21 protein-coding genes are annotated in these 23469 nt (G+C 61.0%); 5 read left to right on the forward strand and 16 right to left on the reverse strand.

Annotation, left to right across the window (positions count from 1 at the left end; genetic code table 11):
- Positions 1-10: 10 nt before the first annotated feature.
- The 3 genes from ACJ8HA_RS18575 to ACJ8HA_RS18585 are packed head-to-tail and all read right to left on the reverse strand — an operon-like array spanning position 11 to position 3124.
- Complete coding sequence (locus tag ACJ8HA_RS18575; RefSeq protein ID WP_049204363.1) at positions 11-799, reverse strand: sulfite exporter TauE/SafE family protein; 789 nt, start codon at positions 797-799, stop codon at positions 11-13.
- Positions 792-1673 carry a formyltransferase family protein gene (locus tag ACJ8HA_RS18580; protein WP_049204362.1) on the reverse strand — a complete coding sequence of 294 codons (882 nt, stop codon included), beginning with the start codon at positions 1671-1673 and terminating at the stop codon, positions 792-794. The genes ACJ8HA_RS18575 and ACJ8HA_RS18580 overlap by 8 nt, the downstream gene beginning before the upstream one ends.
- Positions 1670-3124, reverse strand: coding sequence for an FAD/NAD(P)-binding protein (locus tag ACJ8HA_RS18585; RefSeq protein ID WP_049208308.1), 1455 nt, complete (start codon positions 3122-3124; stop codon positions 1670-1672). The genes ACJ8HA_RS18580 and ACJ8HA_RS18585 overlap by 4 nt, the downstream gene beginning before the upstream one ends.
- Before the next feature lie 283 nt (positions 3125-3407).
- Between ACJ8HA_RS18585 and ACJ8HA_RS18590 the strand changes: the two genes are divergently transcribed.
- The gene (locus ACJ8HA_RS18590; RefSeq protein WP_025304388.1) at positions 3408-4190 is read left to right on the forward strand and encodes an AraC family transcriptional regulator; all 783 of its coding nucleotides are present in this window, start codon (positions 3408-3410) and stop codon (positions 4188-4190) included.
- 4 nt (positions 4191-4194) lie between these two features.
- Here the strand turns inward: ACJ8HA_RS18590 and cybC are convergent, their stop codons facing one another.
- Positions 4195-4581, reverse strand: a complete 387-nt coding sequence (gene cybC / locus ACJ8HA_RS18595) for a cytochrome b562 (protein WP_016930224.1) — start codon at positions 4579-4581, stop codon at positions 4195-4197.
- A gap of 138 nt (positions 4582-4719) precedes the next feature.
- Positions 4720-6060 carry a metalloprotease PmbA gene (gene pmbA / locus ACJ8HA_RS18600; protein ID WP_025304390.1) on the reverse strand — a complete coding sequence of 447 codons (1341 nt, stop codon included), beginning with the start codon at positions 6058-6060 and terminating at the stop codon, positions 4720-4722.
- Between the two features lie 179 nt (positions 6061-6239).
- Here pmbA and yjgA point away from each other — a divergent pair, with 179 nt between their 5' ends.
- Positions 6240-6788, forward strand: coding sequence for a ribosome biogenesis factor YjgA (gene yjgA / locus ACJ8HA_RS18605; protein WP_004936968.1), 549 nt, complete (start codon positions 6240-6242; stop codon positions 6786-6788).
- Positions 6789-6818: 30 nt separating this feature from the next.
- Here yjgA and ACJ8HA_RS18610 read toward each other — a convergent pair whose 3' ends face one another.
- The 5 genes from ACJ8HA_RS18610 to aaeX all read right to left on the reverse strand — a co-directional run bounded on the left by ACJ8HA_RS18610 (position 6819) and on the right by aaeX (position 10985).
- Positions 6819-7118, reverse strand: a complete 300-nt coding sequence (locus tag ACJ8HA_RS18610; protein ID WP_004936963.1) for a barstar family protein — start codon at positions 7116-7118, stop codon at positions 6819-6821.
- Positions 7119-7123: 5 nt separating this feature from the next.
- Positions 7124-7591, reverse strand: coding sequence for a ribonuclease (locus ACJ8HA_RS18615; RefSeq protein ID WP_043141934.1), 468 nt, complete (start codon positions 7589-7591; stop codon positions 7124-7126).
- A gap of 280 nt (positions 7592-7871) precedes the next feature.
- A complete protein-coding gene (gene aaeB, locus ACJ8HA_RS18620; protein ID WP_323711933.1) occupies positions 7872-9839 on the reverse strand; it encodes a p-hydroxybenzoic acid efflux pump subunit AaeB in 1968 nt (655 codons plus the stop codon).
- Positions 9839-10774 carry a p-hydroxybenzoic acid efflux pump subunit AaeA gene (gene aaeA, locus ACJ8HA_RS18625; protein WP_033644462.1) on the reverse strand — a complete coding sequence of 312 codons (936 nt, stop codon included), beginning with the start codon at positions 10772-10774 and terminating at the stop codon, positions 9839-9841. The genes aaeB and aaeA overlap by 1 nt, the downstream gene beginning before the upstream one ends.
- 7 nt (positions 10775-10781) lie before the next feature.
- On the reverse strand, positions 10782-10985 hold the full coding sequence (gene aaeX / locus ACJ8HA_RS18630) for a p-hydroxybenzoic acid efflux pump operon protein AaeX (RefSeq protein WP_004936952.1): 204 nt from the start codon (positions 10983-10985) through the stop codon (positions 10782-10784).
- A gap of 314 nt (positions 10986-11299) precedes the next feature.
- Between aaeX and aaeR the strand changes: the two genes are divergently transcribed.
- The gene (aaeR, locus tag ACJ8HA_RS18635; protein ID WP_025304394.1) at positions 11300-12211 is read left to right on the forward strand and encodes an HTH-type transcriptional activator AaeR; all 912 of its coding nucleotides are present in this window, start codon (positions 11300-11302) and stop codon (positions 12209-12211) included.
- Here aaeR and ACJ8HA_RS18640 read toward each other — a convergent pair.
- Together ACJ8HA_RS18640 and ACJ8HA_RS18645 are read right to left on the reverse strand one after the other, a co-directional pair.
- Entirely contained in the window at positions 12202-12546 is a 345-nt protein-coding gene (locus tag ACJ8HA_RS18640; protein WP_043141909.1) for a hypothetical protein, read from the reverse strand. The two genes, aaeR and ACJ8HA_RS18640, sit on opposite strands and share 10 nt — an antisense overlap.
- Positions 12543-12818 carry a zinc ribbon domain-containing protein gene (locus ACJ8HA_RS18645; protein WP_025304396.1) on the reverse strand — a complete coding sequence of 92 codons (276 nt, stop codon included), beginning with the start codon at positions 12816-12818 and terminating at the stop codon, positions 12543-12545. Before ACJ8HA_RS18645 ends, ACJ8HA_RS18640 begins: the two co-directional genes overlap by 4 nt.
- 207 nt (positions 12819-13025) lie before the next feature.
- Here ACJ8HA_RS18645 and uriH point away from each other — a divergent pair, with 207 nt between their 5' ends.
- On the forward strand, positions 13026-13967 hold the full coding sequence (uriH, locus tag ACJ8HA_RS18650; protein WP_025304397.1) for a uridine-preferring nucleoside hydrolase UriH: 942 nt from the start codon (positions 13026-13028) through the stop codon (positions 13965-13967).
- A gap of 694 nt (positions 13968-14661) precedes the next feature.
- Positions 14662-16344, forward strand: coding sequence for a Wzy polymerase domain-containing protein (locus ACJ8HA_RS18655; protein ID WP_442515438.1), 1683 nt, complete (start codon positions 14662-14664; stop codon positions 16342-16344).
- 60 nt (positions 16345-16404) lie between these two features.
- On the opposite strand, the gene ACJ8HA_RS18660 is transcribed toward ACJ8HA_RS18655, so the two are convergent.
- From ACJ8HA_RS18660 to yhdP, 4 genes are all read right to left on the reverse strand, one after another.
- Positions 16405-17154: a CDP-diacylglycerol diphosphatase gene (locus ACJ8HA_RS18660; RefSeq protein WP_240275318.1), complete on the reverse strand. Its 750-nt coding sequence runs from the start codon at positions 17152-17154 to the stop codon at positions 16405-16407.
- A 120-nt stretch (positions 17155-17274) separates the two neighbouring features.
- Positions 17275-18720 (reverse strand): metalloprotease TldD, encoded by a 1446-nt coding sequence (gene tldD / locus ACJ8HA_RS18665; RefSeq protein ID WP_049208303.1) that lies wholly within the window; start codon positions 18718-18720, stop codon positions 17275-17277.
- Between the two features lie 25 nt (positions 18721-18745).
- Positions 18746-19588, reverse strand: a complete 843-nt coding sequence (gene nit1, locus ACJ8HA_RS18670; RefSeq protein WP_038629939.1) for a deaminated glutathione amidase — start codon at positions 19586-19588, stop codon at positions 18746-18748.
- Complete coding sequence (gene yhdP, locus ACJ8HA_RS18675; protein WP_342117262.1) at positions 19585-23388, reverse strand: AsmA2 domain-containing protein YhdP; 3804 nt, start codon at positions 23386-23388, stop codon at positions 19585-19587. The genes nit1 and yhdP overlap by 4 nt, the downstream gene beginning before the upstream one ends.
- Positions 23389-23469: the final 81 nt, after the last annotated feature.

Here is a 23469-nt window from a genome sequence, read left to right on the forward strand (position 1 = left end):
CCTTTCTGCCTCAGAGGCAGATAGCGATCAGCACGGCGATCAGCAGCAGCACGTAGATTTTGGCATGCAGCGCATCGCTCACCTTCGGCAAACAGCGCCTGGCAAACACGATCCCCGCAATCCCCGCCACCACCAACAACCCCAGAATGTTCAGATTGACGTAGCCCAGATACTGCGGCCCGCTCATCTCGTGCCACCCCAACACGATATACATCAGCGCCCCGATCACCGCCACCGGGATCGACAATGGATTGGCGGCGCTGACGCAATATTTCATGTCGTAGCCGTGGCGGCGCAGCAGTGGCACCGTCATAACGCTGCCGCCCACCCCCAGCAGCGTGGCGATACCGCCTATCAGCGGGCCGCCGCCCCACAACGTGGCGGGGGACAGGTCGGCGCGCGCCGGTTTGACCAGAAAACCCCGGCGGAACAGACAGTCGGCGATGGTCACCGCCATATAGACCACAAACAGCCCGCGGATCACGCCGTCCGCCAGCAGTGAGGAGGCGAACGCGCCCAGCGCAGCGCCGATGCCGATGAAAAAGATCAGCGGCACGATGGTTTCGCGCAGCAGGTTGCCGCTGCGCCAGTTGGCCAGCGTCGCGTAACTCGCGTTGAGGATCATCACCGCCGTCGAGGTTGCCACCGCGATATGCATCGCCTGGCCGGGCTGCTCGCCCGACACAGAGATCAAGTGATAGACGAAAGGCACCACTACAAAGCCGCCGCCGAAGCCGAACAGAATGGTGGTGATGCCGGTCAGAAAACCGGCCCCCAGTACAATCAACGTTTCAATCATGGCCGTGCGCCCGCACGAAGTCGTCGAACCCGGCGCAGAACTGCCCCGCCAGCGGGTGGAAGCGATCGCCGACGAACAGCCCCAGATACTGCTCACGCACGGCGTCATGGTCCACCAGCTCAATGCCCGCCTGTTCCGCCTGCGCCAGCGTCTGCGCATCCGGGAAACCCCAGTAGCACGAATCGCCCTGCTTTTCCGCCGTTATCGCTTCGCTGTGCTCCGCCCGCATCAGCTGGCGCGCCAAAAAGGTGCCGCTTTGTACGCCCAGCAACATCATGTTTTCCAGGAACGACAGATCGTGGCGCAGCTCGGCGGGCAGACGGGCGATCACCGGGCCGGCGTCCCAGTGCTCATCCATTTCATGCAGCGTTACCGCACAGTCCCTGTCACCGTTCATCATCGCGCGGAACAGCGTCATCACCCCGCGATAGCGTGGCAAATCTCCCGGATGCAGGTTCCACAGCAGCTTGCCGCGCCGGCTGAAGGCGCGCACATAGTCGGCGGAAAATTTCTGATAACAGCGTAAAGAGATCACCCCGTCCATATGGCCCAGGCTGCTGATAAACGCGGCGTCATTGATGTCGAGAACGCGATGCGCTTTGACCCCGGCGGCGGCCAGGAACAGAGCCGGCGGCTGATAGGCGCCCTCACAGGCGGCGGCGTTACGGCCAACGAACGGGAACACGAAATCATTCAGCACCTCGCGCTCATACAGCCCCAGGCGGCGAACCGCCGGCTCCTGCGTGCGCCCGGCGCTTTTCGCCAGGGGAAAATACACCGTAAAAGTACACTCGTCCCTCAGGGCGGCGATCAGATCCTGACACACCAGCCAGGAGAAAATGTCGTTGCCGACAAAGAGCGCTACGTTTTTCATACTTCAGCCTTCTTTGCATTGAAAATAGGGTTGTTGAACACGATCTTGCTGATATCCCGCGTGATGGATTCCATCGCCGAGGTGTAAAACAGATCGCCCTTGGCGGGCGCGCCGAGCGAGTAGAGATGCTGCTCACGGCCGCGTCGGTCGGCGATTTTCAGCGTGTGCGGGTTGCACTTCACGCCGCCGAACAGGTTCTCTTGCACCAGCCCGTCTTGCAGCAGCTGATGGCTCAGGCGGTTGGGCGGCAGTTGATAAGAAGGCGTGGTGCAGTTGAACAGATACTGCGCATGCACCCGCGTCTCATGGCAACGAAGGATAAACCCGTCCGTCCCCTTACTGATATCCACCAGGCCGCCGCAGGCACGCAAGCGTTGGCTCTCAAGCGCCGCCACGATCTTGCTGGCGTTCTTTAGCGGCATGGCATGTCGATTGCGCATCCAGGAGGAGTTGTAAAAGCGCATGAAGACCTGCCGGTTGTTGGCATCCATCTTGACCCAGGCGGCGCACACCGCCGGGTGGATCGCCGCCAGATAGCTGCAGATATGCTCCCGGGCAAAACGCGCGCGATCGAGACTGTCTGCCAGATCGCGATAGCAATCGCGCCTTTCCCCCAGCGCCGAGAGCACCGTCAACCGCTCCGGCCCCGGATAGTGGCGCGCCAGCGCGGCATTGATCGCATGTACCAGCTGATGCGCGTCAATAAAATCGCGGCCGGCGACAAAGCGCCGCAGCGCCTCAACAAACGCTTCCGGCGGCGGACGCATCAGCGCCGGCTGCACGCTGGGGAACAGGCCCGAGCGCGACAGGGCACAGATGTCGGTCGCCCCCAGGCGCTCCATCAGCTCAACGATGGCGTCAATCGCCGTCAGGCTGCAGCCGATCACGCCGATGCTCGAATAAGGGTTGATCGGCGGCAGATCCTGGTGGGCCTGATAAGCGATCACGCCATCCACCGGATAGAGACATTCCGGCGGGTTGTGCCCCGAACACAGCACCAGCGCATTCATCTGTTCGGCGCTGCCACAGGTGGTGGTCAGCCGGTAGCCGGCTTCGAGCGGCGCGATGGCATTTACTTCGGCGGTCACGAAATTCAGCGCGACGTTACTGTCCGCCGCCATATAAATCGTCATGTCGCGAATAAAATCGAGATATTCCCGATACAGCCAGCGCGGCGGATAACGATCCTGGCAAAACTGCGGGAAATGCATGGCGATCCAATCAACGAAGTGCGTGTCGTCGAAAATATCCGCCGACATATTTTCCGGCGTCATATTTAATATATGGCTGTCAAAATCGCTGCTGTATGCCATTCCGCCCTTGAAGCCCTGCTTGTCGAACACCGTCAGGGAAAGCGGCCTTTTGCAATGATTAACCGACTTATTTTTTATAAAGTTATACGCAAAAGCGATCCCGGCGGCTCCGCCGCCAACCACACCGAACTTATACATGAAATATCACCTTATAGTCATTGAACTGCGCTAAGAACTATTGCTTCAGGTGTTGGAATAAAATGACGCTTTATTCCTTATTAACTTCTTGTATTGCGAGAACGAAAACCTTCGTCCCACCCCGGTGTGAAAACTTGCACGGGCTTTATGGCCGATAAAATAACGGCACCGCGAACAAGCATTATTTTTCTGCCCCGATAGTAGGGCGGCGGCCGCTGGCTTGCTTTATATGAAAGGCCAACTATCATTGCGTTTCGGCCAATCTGCCCGCCAAAGGAAACACATGCGCAACGTCCGCATTGATGACATCGACCACGTAACGCGCGCGGTGATCGCCATCGGCACCGATTATCCGCCGGGACACCTGCTGCCGATGCACAGCCACCGGCGCGCGCAGTTGCTGTACGGCGCCACCGGCGTCATGCACGTTTTCACGCAGCAAGGCAATTGGGTCGTCCCGCCGCAGCACGCGGTATGGCTGCCGCCGCAGATGCCGCACGCGGTGAGGATGGTCGGCGTCACCACCCGCAGCCTGTACCTCGAACCCGGCGCGTTGCCCGCCGAACGGCCGCAGGTATGCCAGGTGGTCAGCGTCACTCCGCTGATGCGCCAGCTGTTGATGGCGGCGGTGGATATGCCGCTGGAGTATGAACAAGAGGGGCGCGACGGAGCGCTGGCAACACTGCTGCTGCATGAGCTGGCCAGGCTGCAGCCCTTGCCGTTGCACATCCCGCTACCCGCCGATCCTCGGTTAGGCGAGCTGTGCCGCGCCTTTTTGCAGCACCCCGACGCCCACGACTCCGCGCAGCGGTGGGCGCCTCGTCTGTACATGAGCATTCGCACCTTCAGCCGCTTCTTTCGCGCGCAGACCGGCCTGCCGTTTTCGCAATGGCGCCAGCGCGCCTGCGTGGTACTGGCGTTGGCGCTGCTGGCCGAAGGGCGCAGCGTAACGCAGGTGGCGATGGAAATGGGATATGACAGCAGCGCGGCGTTTTCAACCATGTTTCGCCGCGTGCTCGGGCAGGCGCCCTCCTCCTATTTGACGGAAGACGGGCGCGACGGTTGACGGATTAGCGGAATTTCTTGTGGTTGGCGTCGCGGGTTTGCTTGAAGCCCTGCGCCAGCTGCTTCGCTTCGGCGACTTTGCCCTGATTGGCCAGGGCCAGCGCCTGATCGATCTGGCCGATCAGGGTATCCAACCCGCTGCGGAAATCTTTCATCTCCGGGCTGTCGGCGGCTTTGTCTTCCAGCTTCGGCGGAGTGCCCTGTTTGGCATCCTGCGCGGCGGCGCGCATGTTTTGCAGGCTCTGTGTGAGGGTAGCGGCGGAATCGGTATTCAGCACCGTTTTATAGTTTTCCGCCAGGGTGTCCATATCGTCGCCCAGATCGGCAGCGACCGCCAGCGAACTGGCTGCCAGCAGCGTCAACGCCGCCAGCGCTTTCAGGGTATTCTGCATGTTTGCTCACCTTCCAGTTATTGTTTTAATTAACCCACCGTTACCATAGGCAAGGCCGGGCAAAACCGAAACCGGAGATTTGTAAGCAAGGTTGAGACGGGATAACGCGCGACCGGCGGGCGCCGGCCGCGCAGAGGATCACTGACCGGCGATCTTCATTTCCGGCAGCAGCACCGAACCGCACTGGATATTGCTGCGGGTTTCAATATCGCTGCCGACGCTGACGATGTTGCGCAGCATGTCTTTCAGGTTGCCGGCAATGGTGATCTCGCTGACCGGGTACTGGATCTCGCCATTTTCCACCCAGAAACCGGCGGCGCCGCGCGAGTAATCGCCGGTGACGCCGCTGACGCCCTGGCCCATCAACTCGGTGACCACCAGGCCGGTGCCAAGCTGTTTCAACATGCCGGCGAAGTCCGCGCCCTGCCCGGCAATGCGCCAATTATGGATGCCGCCGGCATGGCCGGTGCTGTGCAGGCCCAGCTTGCGCGCCGAGTAGCTGGTCATCAACCAGGTCTGCAGCACGCCGTCCTTGATGATATCGCGCCGCTGGGTGCGCACGCCCTCGCTGTCGAACGGCGTTGACGCCAGCCCTTTCAGCAGGTGCGGATGCTCCTCGACGGTCAACCATTCCGGCAGGATCTGTTTGCCGAGCGAGTCCAGCAGGAAAGTGGATTTACGGTAGACGCTGCTGCCACTGATGGCGCCCACCAGATGGCCGAAAAGCCCGGTGGCCACTTCGGAGGCGAACAGCACCGGCGCCTTCATGGTCGACAGTTTGCGCGGCGCAAGACGTGCCAGCGTGCGGCGGGCGCACTCCTGCCCCACCCACTCGGGGCTGTGCAGATCGCCCATCGCACGGCCGATGGTGTAAGCGTAATCCCGCTCCATATCGCCGTCCTGCTCCGCAATGACGCAGCTGGACAGCGAGTGGCGGCTGGAACAGTAGCTTTGCAGCATGCCGTGGCTGTTGCCGAACACCTTGATGCCGTAGTGGCTGTTGAAGCTGCCGCCTTCGGTATTGGTAATGCGTTTGTCCGCCGCCAGCGAAGCCTGCTCGGCGCGCGCCGCCAGCTCGATGCCGCGCTCGGCGTCCAGCTCGGTCGGGTGGAACAGATCGAGATCCGGCGCCTCGAACGCCAGCAGATCTTTCTCCGCCGGGCCGGCGCAGGGATCTTCAGAGGTGTAGCGCGCGATGTCCAGCGCCGCCTGTACGGTGCGGGCGATGGCGTCCGGACTGAGATCGGTGGAAGAGGCGCTGCCTTTGCGTTGGCGGTGATACACGGTGATGCCCAGCGCGCCATCGCTGTTGAACTCGACGTTTTCCACCTCGCCGAAGCGGGTGCTGACGCTGATGCCGGTCGATTTGGTGACCGCCACTTCCGCCGCGTCGGAACCGGCGCGGGCCAGCTCCAGCGCCTGAGAAACGGCCTGTTCCAGCGCCTTGCGCTGTTCTGCAACTTGAGTGACTACTTTCATCAATCTGCCATAATTAATCAGAAAATCGTTGAGAAAAGTGCCGGAGCGGCGTAGTTGTGCACGCGGGGCGGCGCGCAAAAATCCTGAGATCTCTGCCGTTGAGTCTAACAGGAACCGCGTTGAATTTCGCATAAAGCCGGCAACCTGTTAGGATTAGCCTCTTTTTAACGGAGCCTACCATGAACAAACAGCCTGAAGACTGGCTCGACGATGTCCCGGAGAATGAAAACGAGGACGATGACGAGATTATCTGGGTCAGTAAAAGTGAAATTAAACGTGATGCCGAAGCGCTGAAAGACCTGGGGGCCGAAATGGTCGATCTGGGCAAAAACGCGCTGGATCGCATTCCGTTGGACGAAGATTTGCGCGCCGCCATCGAGCTGGCGCAGAAGATCAAGAAAGAAGGCCGTCGCCGTCAGCTGCAGCTGATCGGCAAGATGCTGCGCGCCCGCGATATCGAGCCGATTCAGACCGCGCTCGACAAGCTGAAAAACCGCCACAACCAGCAGGTTTCGCTGTTCCATAAGCTGGAAGCGCTGCGCGACCGCCTGGTGGAAGAAGGCGATGACGTCATTCCGTCGATCCTGGATCTGTATCCAGCAGCCGATCGTCAACAGCTGCGTTCACTGGTGCGCAACGCGCAGAAAGAGAAGGCCGCCAACAAGCCGCCTAAGGCTTACCGCCAGATCTTCCAATACCTGCGCGAGCTGGCCGAAGCGGCTGACTAAGCGCCGCCGCCGTCCCGGGATGAACCCGTTTCATCCCCGGTGATGCGCCGGTTCGCCGCTGCTTTCGCGGATATTGAAGCGCAGGCTGCCTTCCAGCTCTTCTTCCGCTTCTTCAAACAGCAGAATGATTGCGCCGAAACGACGCTTGCTGCGGGCATTGAGGTGGGTGAACTCGATTTCCACCGGCAGACCGATATCGCCGGTCACCACGTCCCACAGCGCGTCGAGGTTGGCGCCAAACCCCTCGTCCAGCGCAAACTTGTGCGCGAAATCGCGGTAGAAGGTTGGCACGTCCTGGATCTGCTCAAAATCAAACTCTACTTTTGCCATCAAACTCACTCCACACGAATGAAGTTTTTGTAATGGTCGCGCGTAACGAAGATCAGACCGTCGCTCGAATACAACAGGCGATCGGCGCCGCGCCGGCCACACTGGTAATTGATGTCCGCTTCGCGCCAGACCCGGCCGCCGGCGCTCGGCAGTTGCCCTTCACGGTTAGAGAATCGATCGCCGCCAATCGCCTTGCCCGGCAATACTGCACAGAGGTTGCCTGAACGCGGATCCCAGCCCTGCTCGCGCGCCTGCTTCTTGGTGACGTAATAGTCCGGCAGCCGCTGATGCTGCTGCAGGTAGCTCACCACCGTTTGCTGCTGCGTGAGCCGGTCGATGCTCTGCTGCTGGCCCGCCGATGCCGGCACCCTCGCCGGATTGCCGTCGATCGCACGGTGCTCGTTGCCGCGCAGCGCGCTGAAGACGGCGATGACCACGGCGATGACAATCGCCAACAGAATCCGCTTGTTCATGACATTCCCTGAAATTATGCCGCCGAAGGCGCCGCAGCTCCCCCAGGCTAGTTAGGTATATAGTCGACCTGGATGAAACTAAGATGACCGGCACGTCACGTTTTCGCGGCGGTAAGCGTTTCATCCATTCATGACAATGATGCCACTTTCCAGCCGTTCTGGCACTCGGAGTCTCTCTGAAAACGGGCCGCCTCTTATGAGACGGCCCGCCAGATCGGGCACTGCTTTCAGTATAGTCAGGGAAGACGCCGCACAACGCGGCGCAGCAGGAGGGAACGCATCAATCGATCAAGGCATGACGATAGCGATGCAGCATATCGGCCAGGCGTTTCACCGGCCCGGTGACGCTGAGCGGCGCCTGATTGTCCACCAGCTTCTGCTGGTACTCGTTCATTTCACCCAGCAAGCGATCGTAGTAATAGGCGCGCTTGACGTCGTTTTTGGCGGAGACCACCCGATCGGCGGTGCTGCGGATCTGACGGTGGAAGGCCGACAGCTCTTCGCTGACCGGAATTTCCGCCCGTTGCATGCGCTGGTGAGCGATGATCAGGTTCAGCGCCAGACGATACTTGGCGATGTCGTTCGGGAACATCATCAGCAGCTGGTTAAGCTGCTGATACAGCGCAGGCAGGTGGTTTTGCCGACGGCGCGCCGCCTTGGTAGTCAGCGCCGACACCGCGCTGCTGACGAACTGGTTGAGCAACGTGCGGCCGGTGCGTTCGCGCGAATTATCGCGGATCAGCAGCAGCACCATCAGCCCAACGCAGCTGCCGAGGAACTGGCCCAGCGCCCCATCGAGAAACTGGGTCACGTTGAACTCCATCGGGTTGCTCAGCACCAGAATGTTGATGGTCCCCGCCAGCAGCCCCAGCGAACCGAGCCGCCGCTTCTGAACCTCGATGCCGATGAAAAACGCCAGCAGGCCGAGGCTGAGACACAGCAGCAAAATGCTCTGCTGGGTCGCCGGCAGGATCACCATGAAGAACAGGGAACCGACCGGGATCGCCGCCAGCATGCCCAGCACGAAATCCATCGCCACCATGCGCGGCGCCGGGGTGCGCATCGCCAGCGAGGTGATCACCGCGATGATCACCATAAAACCGCTGCCGGACGTCCAGCCGGTCCACAGCCACAGCAGGCTGCCGAAGGCCGTCGCCACAAAGGTACGCAAGCCGTTGATCATCGCGTGATGCCCTTCCGCCGAGGTCGGTTTGACCACGGTTTCGTTGCTCAGCACCCCTTCTTCCACCGCGCTGATGCTGCAGTTGGCGTGCACGCCTTTCGACAGCAACAGGTAGCGCGTCGCCGCGCCGACCCAGCCGGTGATGGTCGGCAGCGTTTCCTCGGAACGATGCGTGGTCAGCACCTGGCGCAACAGCTTCATGCGCTTGTGGATCTCCTGCGGGGTTTCCGCCGGGACCATCAGTTGCTCCCGCAGGCTGTCTTTCAGTGCCTCCGGGTGATTCAACAAGATCAGATAGGTTTCGCAGGCCTGGGTGATCAGCGTCAGCGACAGTGTATGCAGCGCCTTCACCCGTCGATTGACCTTCTGCCAGCGCGAGGACTCCATCATCAGGTTGTTGCGCATGCCGTCCAGGGCCGTGGTGCTCTTGACCAGATTGCTCCAGGCGCGATCGATGTCTTCTTTGTCGGCGTTGCTGATGCACATCTGCATCAGGCGGTATTGAGCCACCAGCAGCTGATCCACCGCCCGATCGATGTCCTGTTTGATCGAACGCGGCGAGAACAGCAGATCCGCCAACACGGCGCTGACGATCCCCAGCACGATCTCGCTGCAACGCTCGATGGCGAACTGCGGCGCTTCCAGCAGATGAGACTCGCTGGTAGCGACCGTCACGATGATGATCAGCGCGGTATATCCGGCCAGCCCCCAGGCATAGGAGTTCTCCACCTTGATGAGTGAAGAAAGCCAGGTGCAGAAACCGGCCCAGATGCAGCACAGCAGCAGCATCACCACCGGCGCGCGGGCGGTGGTGATGATAATGATCAGGCCGACGAAGCAGCCGATAAAGGTGCCGATGATACGCAGCCAGCCGCGGTGGCGGATGGCGCCGGAGAAGGGTTCACCGCCGGCGGCAAAGGCCGGGCCGGCGGCGACGATGGCGGCGGTCATCGCCGACCAGCGCGGGGTTTCCAGATTGAGATGGAAGCCGACGAACAGCGCAAACACAATCGCGAAGCTGAGTTTGAAGGCGAATCTCAGCCGGATAAAGGTTGGGCTGCTCATTAGCCGAACTCACGCAGCCGGTGCATCAGGCGCACAAAAGGTGAGCCGCTGTCGGCATTGCGATCGTTTTTGCCAACGATCACCACGGTGGCAGTGGTGCCGGCCGGGTACGGATGCTGTTGATCCTTGGCGTCCAGCAGGATTTTCACCGGCACGCGCTGCGCCAGGCGTACCCACTCCAGGTTGCTGTCGATCGAGGCCAACCCTTTGTTGTTCACCGTGCTGCTGCTGTTGTTCACCGCCGCCGCCACGCTGTCGACGGTGCCGTGCATGATGCGGTTACTGCCGAGCGGAGTGATCTCCGCGCGATCGCCCTTATTCAGGCCGTTCAGCTTGGTCTCTTCCAGGTACGCCAGGATGTAGAAGGAATCTTTCTTCACCAGCGCCACCGCCACCGACCCACGGGTGATGTATTCACCGGCGTGTACGTTGAGGTTGGTGATCCAGCCATCGGCCGGGGCGCGCACCGTGGTGCGCTCCAGATCCAGCTGCGCCAGCTCGCGCGCCGCAATGGCCTTCGCCAGCTGGTGCTGCACGGTCTGCAGCGAGTTGTTCGACTGGTCAATCTCTTCCTGCGACATCGCCTGCACGCCCAACTTCACGCGGCGGCCGGCCTCACGCCGTTTCTCCGCCGCCAACGTCTGATAGTAGGCGACGTCGGCGCCGGCTTCCGCCAAGGCCTGCTCATAACGCGGCCGATCGACCACGAACAGCACCTGACCTTTCTTCACCAGCTGGTTGTCCACCACCGGCACGTCGGTCAGCAGGCCGCTGACGTCCGGCGCGATCGCCACCACGTCGGCGGTGAACTTGGCATCACGCGTCCACGGCGACTCGGTGTAGAACACCCAGGCCTTGAATACCGCGGCAATGCCCAGCAGCACAAGAATCAAAGTGATCGCGATTCGGGTTATTTTTATCGAAAAATTTTTCACAGCGACCTCAAACAAAAAGACACGAAATCAGATAAAACAAGCAGCAATACAGCGCGGTGTTAAACAGCGCCGGATGCCAGACAAAATCGTAAATCCCCGTCGGCTGCAGCAGGCGGCGCAAGAGAAAAAACAGCGCCAGCGACACCAGCAGCTCGAAAAACACCGGCGGAAACGACAGTCCGAAGATGACCATAACCGGAAGCAAACTCATCACTTTTTCCTTATTGTTCACTGCGCCGGGGAAAGACACATCTCGCCATTCACATTCTCTTTACATTTTAGCGTGCGCGCGCCACAAATCTTGACCAGACAGCTTGTCCAGGTCACGAACCCGAAAAAAGGTTAAACTTTGGGGCAGACGTCCACGACAGGGATTGCGAGGGTGCCGGAGGAGCGGCAGGATTACGTCGCCGATCGCTCTCGCACGTTGGTAAGGTCTATTCACCCGACCACGTTATATTAGCCTGCTTACTATCAAGGCATCAACAATCTGTGATCTAAATCACTTTTAAGCCAGAGTGAATAATGGAAAGATTAAAACGGATGTCGGTATTCGCCAAAGTGGTTGAGTTCGGGTCGTTTACCGCGGCCGCGCGCCAACTCGGCATGAGCGTTTCATCGATCAGCCAAACCGTCTCGAAACTGGAAAATGAGCTGCAGGTCAAGCTGTTGAACCGCAGCACGCGCAGCATCGGCCTGACCGAGGCCGGCAAAATCTACTATCAGGGCTGCCGACGCATGCTGCAGGAAGTCAGCGAAGTGCATGAGCAACTGTATGCGTTTAACAATACGCCCGCCGGTACGCTGCGTATCGGCAGCTCATCCACCATGGCGCAAAACGTGCTGGCGAACATGACCGCCGAGATGATGAAAGAGTATCCGGGTCTGACGGTCAACCTGGTGACCGGCATTCCGGCACCGGACCTGATCACCGACGGGCTGGATCTGGTGATCCGCACCGGCGCGCTGCAGGACTCCAGCCTGTTCTCCCGCCGCCTGGGGCAGATGCCGATGGTGGTGTGCGCCGCCAAAAGCTACCTGAGCCAGCATGGCACGCCGCAGAAGCCGAGCGACATGGTCAACTTCTCCTGGCTGGAGTACAGCGTGCGGCCCGACAGCGAATTCGAACTGATGTCGCCGGAAGGCATCACCACGCGCATTTCCCCGCAGGGGCGCTTCGTCACCAACGACTCTTCCACCATGATCCGTTGGCTGAAAAACGGCGCCGGCATCGCCTACGCTCCGCTGATGTGGGTGATCGAAGAGATCAAACGCGGCGAAATTGAGATCCTGTTCAAAAGCTACCATTCGGATCCGCGGCCGATCTACGCGCTCTATACCGAGAAGGACAAACTGCCGCTGAAGGTGCAGGTGTGCATCAATTATTTAACCGACTATTTCGAACGCGTCGCGGCAGTCTATCAGGGCTATCGCTGAGCCGTGCTCAAATAACGGTGCGCCAGCGCGCCCAGCAGCACCAGCGCCAGCATGCCGAGGCCCCATAGCAGCCAGACGGCGTAGCCCGCCCAGGTCAGCAGCAGAGGAAAATAGCTCGCCAGCCCGCTGCCCAGCTGTTTCAGCCACGGCAGCCAGGCATCCAGCACCGTCTGCGGCACCAGGCTCAGCGCACCGTTCACCGGCAACGATGCGTTCCCGGCCGCCTCCGCCAACGACGGGAGCCAGGCCAGCACCCCGGCGACGCCCCAGGCTAGCAGCGTCCACAGCACCATGGCGCCCAGCAGCAGCGCGAGTGTCCAACCGCCCCGGTTCACGGCACACCGCCGCCGCACTGCGGACAAAAGCGGCTCCCCGGCGGCAGCGGCGCGGCGCACTGTCCGCAGGTGGCGCTCGCCGCGGCAAACGGCTGACCGCAGCGGTGGCAATAACGGGCGCCCGATTTATTCACGGCCCGGCATTCCGGACACTGCGGCCCCGGCTCGCCATGCTGGTTATAGCGGTTGCCATGATGCCCACCGCCGTGGCTCGCACGCAGATGACCGCCGTTAATACCGCCTTGCCCCAACAACCGTTTCAGTAAGCTCATCCCGCCTCTCCTCTGTGCATTGACGCTGAACCTCACTGTAAACCCTGGAGTAAACTCCAGGGTAAAGCCCGACGAGCAGGATTTACGTTTCATTACATCGTAAAAGTGGCAAGGCTTTGATGCCGTTAACAAAAGCACCATCGGCATTATCCCACGCCACCGCGCTGCGTTATGCTGCGGAAACCTCTCCCTGCATCAGGAATAACCATGAAAAAAATCATACTGGACTGTGACCCGGGGCATGACGACGCCATCGCCCTGTTGCTGGCCTGGGGCAATCCGCAGATCGACCTACTGGCGGTCACGACCGTGGTGGGTAACCAAACGCTGGACAAAGTGACGCGCAACGCGCTGGCGGTGGCCCGCATCGCCAATATCACCGGCGTACCCTTCGCCGCCGGCTGCCCGCGCCCGCTGGTGCGCAATATCGAAGTGGCGCCCGACATTCACGGCGATTCCGGCCTCGATGGCCCGGTGCTGCCGGAACCCCACCTGCAGCTGGACTCGCGCCACGCGGTGGATCTGATCATCGAGACCGTGATGGCCCACCCGCCCGGCAGCGTGACGCTGGTGCCTACCGGCGGCCTGACCAATATCGCCATGGCGGTGCGTAAAGAGCCGCGCATTGCCGAGCGGGTCAAGGAAGTGGTGCTGATGGGCGGCGGCTACCATGTGGGCAACTGGAGCGCGGTGGCGGAGTTCAATATCAAAATCGATCCCGAAGCGGCGCACATTGTATTTAACGAAAAATGGCCGCTGACCATGGTCGGGCTGGATCTCACTCACCAGGCTTTGGCCACGCCGGCAGTCTGCGAACGCATCGCCGCCCTCGGCACCCGGCCGGCCGCCTTCGTCGGCGAACTGCTGGCATTCTTTGGCCGTATGTACCGGCAGGCGCAGGGCTTCAGTGCCCCGCCGGTGCACGATCCTTGCGCGGTGGCCTATGTGATCGATCCGAGCGTCATGTCGGTGCGCAAAGCGCCGGTGGATATCGAGTTGACCGGCACCCTGACGTTGGGCATGACGGTCGCGGACTTCCGCGCGCCGCCGCCGCCGGACTGCCACACCCAGGTCGCGGTCAAACTGGATCAGGATAAATTCTGGGATCTGGTGGTGGATGCGCTGGAACGGATCGGCGACGTGGAGTAAGCGCACAAGAGACGAGACTAACGCGCTTGGGCAAGCGCGTTAGTCTGTATTCTGCCGCGGCAACGGGGAGGCTCAAGTCATAACTGCTTTTATTTCCAATGCAGCAGAACAATCCTAATAATAAATCATTTCATGAAAATTTAAAAAAACAGATAAAGACAAGAAGAATCCTAATAAAAATAATAAAATGAAAATCACATTGAATTTAAAAATCAGCAATGAGAAACGATGAGATAAATTTCCGCCGTCGCGCCGACACTGACGACATCAATTAAAAAAGCAGATACCTCTTCTATTCTTCACAGGGCCTGCCAATATAGGCCATTGCCGGGATACTCCACGATATTCGCGCACGTAGAAATCACAACCAACCATTTGATTTCAATTGATAAAAACAAGAATTAGATAATGAATTGACTGAATCACAATAGATTTGAGAAAATGGCGCGTCTGTTTTTGCAAACAACAAACATACCTTTTGCGGGTGAAAAATACGGCTTAAACTTTCTTTGGGTACACAGCCTCGCGCATTCTCAGGGCAAACATTATTTATCGCTTCACCATAAAGACGGTTTAAATTTCCCGTGAGACATTTGCGAATTGAACATTACACGCATTTCAATATCAGGACAAAGGAAAGGGAATAATAAAAACATGCATTCAATAAACGCTATCAGGCCATGGCAGGTTAACCATGGCCGATAAATCTTCCGCTAACGCAGCGACCATCGCCGTGCTGCCCCTGCTGCTGATCTGGATGACGGTGATCCTGCCGATTTATTACCCCAATATGGGCGGCGACGGTCTGGCGCTGCCGCAAAACATTCTGGCCTGGGCCGTCATGGCGCTCACCACGCTGATAGTGACGTTCACCGTTTGCCTTGGCCGTACCCGTCTTTCGCTGACCCCCACCGCACGCCTGTTGCTGCTCGGCATCGCCGTGCTGGCGCTGCCGCTGCTGTATACTCGCTCCGAGTGGCGCGAAGACGCCCTGTGGCGCTGCGCCGGTCTGCTCGGTGGTTGGCTTTTCTATGTCGCCTGCCTGCAGCTGCGCCTAACCCCCAGGCAGCGCAACCTGTTGCTGTACGGTCTGCTGTTCGCCGTCGGCGTTCAGGCACTGCTGGCGGCTCTGCAACTGTTCGCCCCCGCGCTGGCTTGGGTATCCCCTAACGGCAGCCGGGTCTACGGCGTCTTTCAGCAACCGAACGTGCTGGGCAGCTTTATCGCCACCGGGTTGGCTTTGGCGCTCTGGCAGCTGCTGGCTCCCCTCTCTGCGCCAACGCGGCGGCGGCAAATCCCGCTGCTCGCGCTGCTGGCCGCGTTCTCAGCCCTGCTGGTGCTGATCCAGTCGCGCGCCGCCTGGTTGGGGGCCGCATTGGCGGCGCTGCTACTGCTGTGGCGCTTTGCCCGCCACCGCACGCTCGAAAGCCGCTGGGCGGGTGGCGCGCTGCTGCTGGGCGCCGCGATCGGTCTGACGGTGCTGTTCACCGGCTTTGGCCTGGATGGCCGCGCAGGTCTCATCGCACGCGAAGGCTCTAATTATTCACGTCTGACCATGCTGCAAGACACCGTCGCCATGATTTTCGCCAAACCGCTGCTGGGCTGGGGCTATGGCGGCTTTGAATACAGCTTCGCGCACTTCCGCCTGCAGACAATGCCCTGGCGAGAAGTGCTGGAAGTCGCCGGGCATCCGCACAATGAAATCCTGCTGTGGTGGGTTGAGGGCGGCCTGCCGGCGCTGGCAGGTATCGCTATCGTCATCGTCGCCGGCGCGCTGCTGCTGAAACGCGCCTGGCAACGGGATCGCGAAGCGCCGGCCGGTGCGCGCGTCGGGCTGTTTCTGGTGCTGCTGCCAATGTTGATACACACCCAACTGGAATACCCTTTCTATCTGTCTGCGCCGCATTGGCTGGCGTTTCTGCTGCTGCTGGCACTGTTGGACGGCCAAACCGGCGCCCCACGCCCGCTGCCGTTAGCCAAAGCCCTAAGTCTGCCTGTAGCAATGGCGGCGCTCGGCGTGTTAGTGATGGCGGTCTTCGCCTGGCAAGGGCGCATGGCGCTCACCCAATCGGAGCGCACGATGCTGGCCTCCATCGACAGCATCGAGCAGATGCCGCCGCCGGCCGCCTGGATCTACCGGGAGCGCAAAACGTTCGACGAGCAATCTCACGCGCTGCTGGTCTATAACCAAACGCGCGATGATGCCCTGTTGACCGGCTATCGGCAGTGGGCCAATGCCTATCTGCAGCGCCGCATCGACGCCAACGTCTACGCCACGCTGATCATGATCTTGCGCTATCAGGGGGATCAGGCACAAGCCGAGGCTCGCCTGCGGGAAGCCGCTTTTCTGTTTTCTCGGGATGCGCGGTTTAGGTAGGGACAACAAGGTGAGAGCGATGCCTCGTCGCTCTCACCTGTGTCATTTTATGTAGTAAAATCAACGCGGCAATATCGCGCACTCTTTATCCAGCAGCGACTCTACCGAAGCGCGGTTGCCAACGTCCCAGCCGCGCTTCGAGGCCAGCAAGATAAAACCCCGTTGGCCGGCAAACGTGGTGGGCACTAACGCCACGCCATATTCCGCCAGCTGCTGCGGCGACAGATGGAAATAACCCGCCAGATCCTTAATCGGGTAAATGCCCATCGCGGTTGGCTGCATCACGCGTCGGGCATAGTAAGTGTGGCGCAACAGCTTATCCGGCAAAGGCCGCCATTGTTCCTGTATGTAGGGGCGTTCCGCCTGCAATTGACGCCGAACATCTTCGCGCAGACAGGTCAGGTGAATATGCAATTGGTTCTGGCTACGGCCGTAAGCGGAGTTGATCGCCATGCCCAACATATCATCCGGCACCGGCCCGCCATACTCGGCGGCCAACCGGTAACGCATCAGCCATGCATAGCCAAAATAGTCCGTCCGTTCCCCGGCCAGCAGCTGCGGGCTTTCAATACCGGAGAGCGGCGCCGTCGGCACCAGGATGAAGTGATAGGGATAACGCGGGTTTTGCAGCACGCTGAAGCCTTGCGCTTTCCCCTGCGGCATATAAATCTGCTCACACGGGGCCGGATCGCGCTTTTGCTGATAGTTGGCCATGCAGAGCTTATCGACCACGCCCCACAGCGCATCGGAACGGGCGCACCCCGTCAAGGAGAGAACCCCCAGCACCAGCAGCCAACGCCGGGTAGACACACCAAAGCACGCCATCGTCATCTTTCTCGGCATCATCGCCGCACAGCACTCTTTGCGCGGGCGAGAGAAAACTCAAAATGGGGAATGAACAAGGGGCCAATGCGGCCCCTTGAGGAAAAATTACGCCGTGCCGCCGACGGTCAGCGTGTCCAGTTTCAGCGTCGGTTGGCCGACGCCCACCGGCACACTCTGGCCTTCCTTGCCGCACACACCCACGCCTTTATCAAGCGCCAGATCGTTGCCGACCATCGAAATCTGCTGCATCGCCTCGATGCCGGAGCCGATCAGCGTCGCCCCCTTCACCGGCTTGGTGATACGCCCTTTCTCGATCAGATAGGCTTCGGTGGTGGAGAACACGAACTTGCCGGAGGTGATGTCCACCTGGCCGCCGCCAAAGTTCGGCGCGTACAGACCGTACTCGACGCTGGCGATGATCTCTTCCGGCGTCGATTTACCCGCCAGCATGTAGGTGTTGGTCATGCGCGGCATCGGCAGATGCGCATAGGACTCGCGGCGGCCGTTGCCGGTCGGCGCAACGCCCATCAGCCGCGCGTTGAGCTTGTCCTGCATGTAGCCTTTCAGCACGCCGTTTTCGATCAGTACGTTGTACTGGCCCGGCACGCCTTCGTCGTCGATCGCCAGCGAGCCGCGGCGCCCTTGCAGGGTGCCGTCATCCACCACGGTGCACAGCTCGGACGCCACCAGCTCGCCCATATGGCCGCTGAACACCGAGGTGCCGCGCCGGTTGAAGTCGCCTTCCAGGCCGTGGCCCACCGCCTCGTGCAGCAGCACGCCTGGCCAGCCGGCCCCCAGCACCACCGGCATATTGCCGGCCGGCGCCGCCACTGCGCCAAGATTGACCAGCGCCATGCGCACCGCCTCTTGGGCATAGATATCGGCGCGCACCTCGCCGTCGACGGCTTCCAGGAAGTAGTCATAGCCGAAACGGCCGCCGCCGCCGCTGGAGCCGCGCTCACGCTTGCCGTCCTGCTCCACCAGCACGCTGACGGAAAGGCGCACCAGCGGGCGAACGTCCGCTGCCAGCGTGCCGTCGGTGGCGGCTACCAGCACCTGCTCGTAAACGCCGGTGATGCTGGCGTTCACTTCCTGCACCCGCGCATCGGCGGCGCGCGCCACCTTGTCGACGCGGTGCAGCAGGGCGATTTTCTCTTCGCGCGGCAGGCTTTGCAACGGATCGAGCAGCGGGTACAGCGCCTGATAACCGATTTCGCCCAGAGTATGCGCCCGCCCGTCGCCCTGCTCACGCACGATGCTGCGCGCCGCCTGGGCGCTCTGCTGCAGCGCATTCAGGGTGATCTGATCGGCATAGGCGAAGCCGGTCTTCTCGCCGCTGACGGCGCGCACGCCGACGCCCTGGTCGATATTGTAAGAGCCATCCTTGATGATGCCGTCCTCGATCACCCAGGCTTCGTGATAGCTGGACTGGAAATAGAGATCGGCGTAGTCGATACGGCGTTCTGCCAGTTGACCCAGTACCCTGTACAGGTCTTGATGACTCAGCTTGTTGGTAGCGAGTAACTGCTCACTGACAAACGTCAGGCTCATAATGGTTTCACTCTTGATTGGAGGATTACTTGTCAGACGGCGCCGTCAGCGACGTCTGGAATCGGTTGTGCTGCAGCACCGGCATCTGCGCACGAATATTTTTCAGGCTTGCGGCGTCCACACGCACCTTCAGTGCCGCCACGGCGTCCGCGTTCTCGGCCAACACCTTGCCCCAGCCGTCGACAGCCATCGAGTGGCCCCAGGTGCGGCGGGTCGGCCCGTGGCGCCCCACCTGCGCCGGCGCCAGGATCATGCACTGGTTTTCGATCGCCCGGGCGCGCAGCAGGATTTCCCAATGCGCCTCGCCGGTCACCCGGGTAAAGGCAGCCGGCACCGAAATCAGTTCGGCGCCCTGCGCCCGCAGTGCCTGGAACAGCGCAGGGAAGCGCAGATCGTAACATATGGTCATGCCCAAACGCCCGACCGGCGTATCCACCACCGTCAGGTGCTGCCCGTGCTGGTAGGTATCCGACTCGCGGTAATGGCCGTGCGCGTCGTTGATGTCCACATCGAACATGTGCAGCTTGTCGTAGCGGGCGCGGATCTCGCCCTGCTCGTCGAACAACAGGCTGCTGGTGGTGATAAGCTCCGGGTTCTCACGGCTGACGAGCGGCATCGAGCCCACCAGCAACCACACGCCATAACGGCGCGCCAGTTCGCGCACCGCGTTCTGCAGCGGACCATCGCCCTGTTTTTCCGCCTGTTGGCGATAGGCCGCGGAGTTGGCGAACAACAACGCGTTCTCCGGCGTCATGACCAGTTTTACCCCGGCATTGAGCTGCTTGATCTGCTGTTCAATCTGGGCCAGGTTATCGCGCACCTGATCGCCACTGCACAACTGCAACAACGCAACGTTAGCATTCCTCATGACGCCTTATCCTCCTTTGCCTTACGAAGTACCTCATTGATCTTCGGCTGGTCGAGATCGCCGCTGATATGGTAGCGAATCAGCGAAATCTTGCTCCACAGCGGCCCCAGCACCTGCGAGGCGGCAAATACCGCCGCGCCGACGATCGGGTTAACGACAAACGCCGTGGCCACGCCGACCGTCGCCGAAATCGCCGGCGCCACCACCGCTTCCATATCGATGCGGCGGCGCGCCAGATCGATCTGGCCGCTCATGGCGATATCCGCCGCCAGGCCGTCGATCAATAGATTATCTGTATGCATTATGCCATCTTTCAGCCAGGCGGTACTGCGGATGGAATCAAAGTAGAAGCCTTTGCCGAAGGTATCGCTGAAATCGAACTGCAGCTTGCGCAGCAGGGCATCGAAACTGACCAGCCGCAGCAGCTGACCGGCACGGCCACCGCCCATACTGTCGATTTCACCCTTGCCCATCTTGACCTGCAGCGCACCGCTCAGCGTATCGACCCGTGGCTGCCACGGCGTGCCATGCCAGTACAGATCGAAATCCACGTCATAAGGCGCGCCTTTAAGCGGAATGGTGATGCCGAAGAAGGCGGCGGTTTCATCGATCTTGCCGCCAAGCAGCTTGCCTTTCAGCGAGCTGCGCTCTTCCTGCGCATTTTGTTTCCACAGGCCGGTGGCGGTCATGCGCCCTTTGCCGGTATCGACCAGGCCGTGATCCAGCGTCAGGGTATCGCCCCGATTGGTCAGATCCGCCTCGACCCTGCCGAGGTTCTGCCCCAGCACCCAGCACGATTTGCAGCGCAGCATCAACGAAGGCCAGTCGCGGAAGGAAACGTTCTCGGTCGACGGCGGCGGCGTGCCCGCCGCGTTTTTCGTCTCTGCGAACTGCGGGTTGTAATACAGGTAGTTGATATCGGCGCGCCACGGCCCGCGATCGGCCACCCGCAGGCTACCATCCACTTCGTCGCTCTTGGCGCTCACCAGGGTAGCGCCAAGCTGTTTCTCGGCCGACAGCGTCAGCTTATGCCAGGCCTGGCCGCCCAACAGCAGCTGCGGCGTGGTCAGCGCCACGGTGGTGGGGAAGCTGAAACCGCCCACCTGACCGCTGCCGCCGCCCTGTTTCAGCGCCGGTGCCAACAGCGCCAGCCACTGCTCGCCGTCCAGCGCCGGCAGGTTCAACGTCATCGACTTGCCGGCCGGCAGAGGCGGGGTGCCGCCCCCGTTGGTTTGCCAGGCGGCGCGCGCCAGGTTCACCTGTTTTTTATCGAAGTTCCATTCGCTGTTGAAGCGGTTCTGTTTGCCCGCGCTGCCGGTCAACATAAAGCCGTTCAAACCGCCTTTGACCTTGACGTTCACCGGCAGCGCCTCTCCCGACGCCTTGTCCAGTGGCGAAGGTAAGTGACTGCTCACTTTCTTCAGGTCTGCGTCAAGGCCGATATCGTAGCTGGCCGAGCCCTGATGCGGCAGCGTGATGGCCACCTGGCTCTGCCAGGGCGCACTGCCGCTGAGCGCATCGGCGGCCTCTTTTGGCAGGCCGGGGAACTTGCCCGGCTGCCAGTCTCCTTTCAGACCGACGTTGACCTTGTAGTCACGCTCGCCTTCCTGCGTAGTGAAATTGACCGCCACCGGTTGCCCGAACCAGTTGGCCGACAGGGTGTCGCTCTCCAGATTGCCATTGTCGAAGCGGAACTTGCCGCTGAGCTTCTGCAGCTCGCTTTCCAGCGGTTTTATCAGCAACGAATTGTTGTTCAGCGCCACTTCACCGGTGGCTCTGACCTGCTCGCCGTCCAGGGGGATATCGAGATGTAAGCGCCCACTGACATCACCGCCAATCTGCAGCTGATCCAGCGCCGCCCCCAGCGAATCGTGCAACGGTGTCTGCATGAAGTAGTCATGTACGTCGCTGCCCGCACCCGCGACTTCGGCGTCGATCAGCAACCGCTCTTTCAGGTAATCCGGGATCACCGCGCTGATATTTTTGCCCGCCACCTTGCCCAAGCGGGTTTGCGGCGCATGCATCCACAGCCCCTCGTTGGCGAAATCGAGATCGATCGCCAAATCGGTCAGCGCCGGCCAGCCCGGTTGGAACTGGAAGGTGGCGTGACGCAGCGGTACGAAGACTTCGAACTGCCCTTCGTTTTTGCGGTACGGGAAATGCTGCGGATCGCCGGAATAAATCAGCGTGGCGTTATCCACCTGGCCGCCCTGAATGGCGCCGCCCAGGTAGTCCACCAGATGCTTGCCCATCAGCGGTTCCGGGAAATAGCGCCAGGCGTCGGCGCCGTCATACAGGCGGATGCCCGCCAGGATATTCAGCCACGGATCGCCCTTGGCCGGCTGCTGATAACGGAAATCGCCGTTGACCCACAGCGACTTCGCCTTGACGTCCAGCCCCTGACTCGCCAGCTCCCAGCCTTGATCGTTGTAACGCCAGGTCAGCGCGCCACGCGCGCTGCTGATTTCAAGCGGGGCGCGGAACATGTCGCCGTAAGGCAGGGTGCTGTCGGTGAGCCCCAGCGTCAGGCGGCCGTTCTCCACCCCGCCACTCAACGCGCCGGAGAAGTGGTTGACGCCCGGCAGCAGTTCCCAACGCTGCCAGCTGACATCGCGCCACAGCGCCTGAAAACGGCTCTTTTCCGGCTGCTTGAGCGGGATGTCCAGCGCCAGCGCTTCCACCTGCCCCTGCGGCTGCAGATCGTTCCAGCGATCGAGCACGTCCGGGCTGAGGAACGAGAAGGTCGGCAGCAGCGCCGACAGACGCTCCAACTGAAGATGGGTCGCGCGCACCCGCAGCTCTTCATTCTGCGCCGGCCCCATAAATTCGGTGTTTTCCGGCAGCCACAGCGCGGAAAGCGCGCCCTGCGGCCAGGCCTGGCCGTCGGTGCTCAACCGCAACTGCGGCACGTCGAGCTGCCAACCGGTGCCCTGGCGGCGCAGCGAAAGCGCCAGATTGTCGACGTCCAGCCGGTGCTGCGCGGCGCCGGTATTCCAGTTGGCCGCCCCCTGCTTGAGCAACGCATGGCCGCCGGCGATCTCGCCGTTTTGCACCTGCAGCCAGGCCGCCAGGCTGAAGTCGGCGCTTTCCAGCCCGGTGTTGGCGCGCAGCCAGCGGGTAAACCAGGGTTTCATGTCGATGTTATCGGCCTGCAGATAGACCGTGCCGGTGTCCAGCAGGCCCTGATTATCGCGCAGGTCCATGCGCAGCTGCACCACACCGTGCTGGCCGTTCAGCGTCGACAGGCTGATCTGCCCCTCGGCGCGGTGGCGATCGCGGCCGTTGAGCCAGGTCAGTTGGGGAATGTCGAATTCGGCGCGCGCGCCGGCGGGCGTCAGGAACGAGATACGGCTGTCGCGCAGATCGAAATGGTCGAGCTGGCGCAGCATCAGATCGCTGATTTTACCGGGCTCAAGGCCGTCGCCCTCACGATCGCCGCCCAGCGTGGCGTTCAGATCGAGGCGGAATTGATAGAAGGTCAGATCGCGGAACTGCCAGCGCCAGTGCAGCAGGGATTGCCACACGTCCAGCGCCAGCGTCACGCGTTCGATATGCACATCGCTTTTGGGCAGCGTAACGCTCAGGTTGCGCACTTCAAGCTGTGGGCCGAACGTTTCCCAACTGCCCTGCAGGAAATCCATCTGCACAGGCACACCGGATAGCTTCTCCACCTGCGCCAGCAGTTGGGGACGATAGTCGTTCAGCTTCGGCAGCATCAGGCGCAGCCCGCTGATCAGCAGCGCCACAATCACGATTAGGGTGGCGCCTGTTGCTAACAGAATCCCAGGCAGTCGCCTCACGCAGTTCTCCTTGCTCCGCTGCCTGGCAACGGGAATATCTATGCACTGACGGGCCCGGCGTGCCGGGCCCCTACCGATGTC

The organism is Serratia sp. CY33802, from assembly GCF_052169095.1.
Classification (GTDB): Bacteria; Pseudomonadota; Gammaproteobacteria; order Enterobacterales; family Enterobacteriaceae; genus Serratia; species Serratia bockelmannii.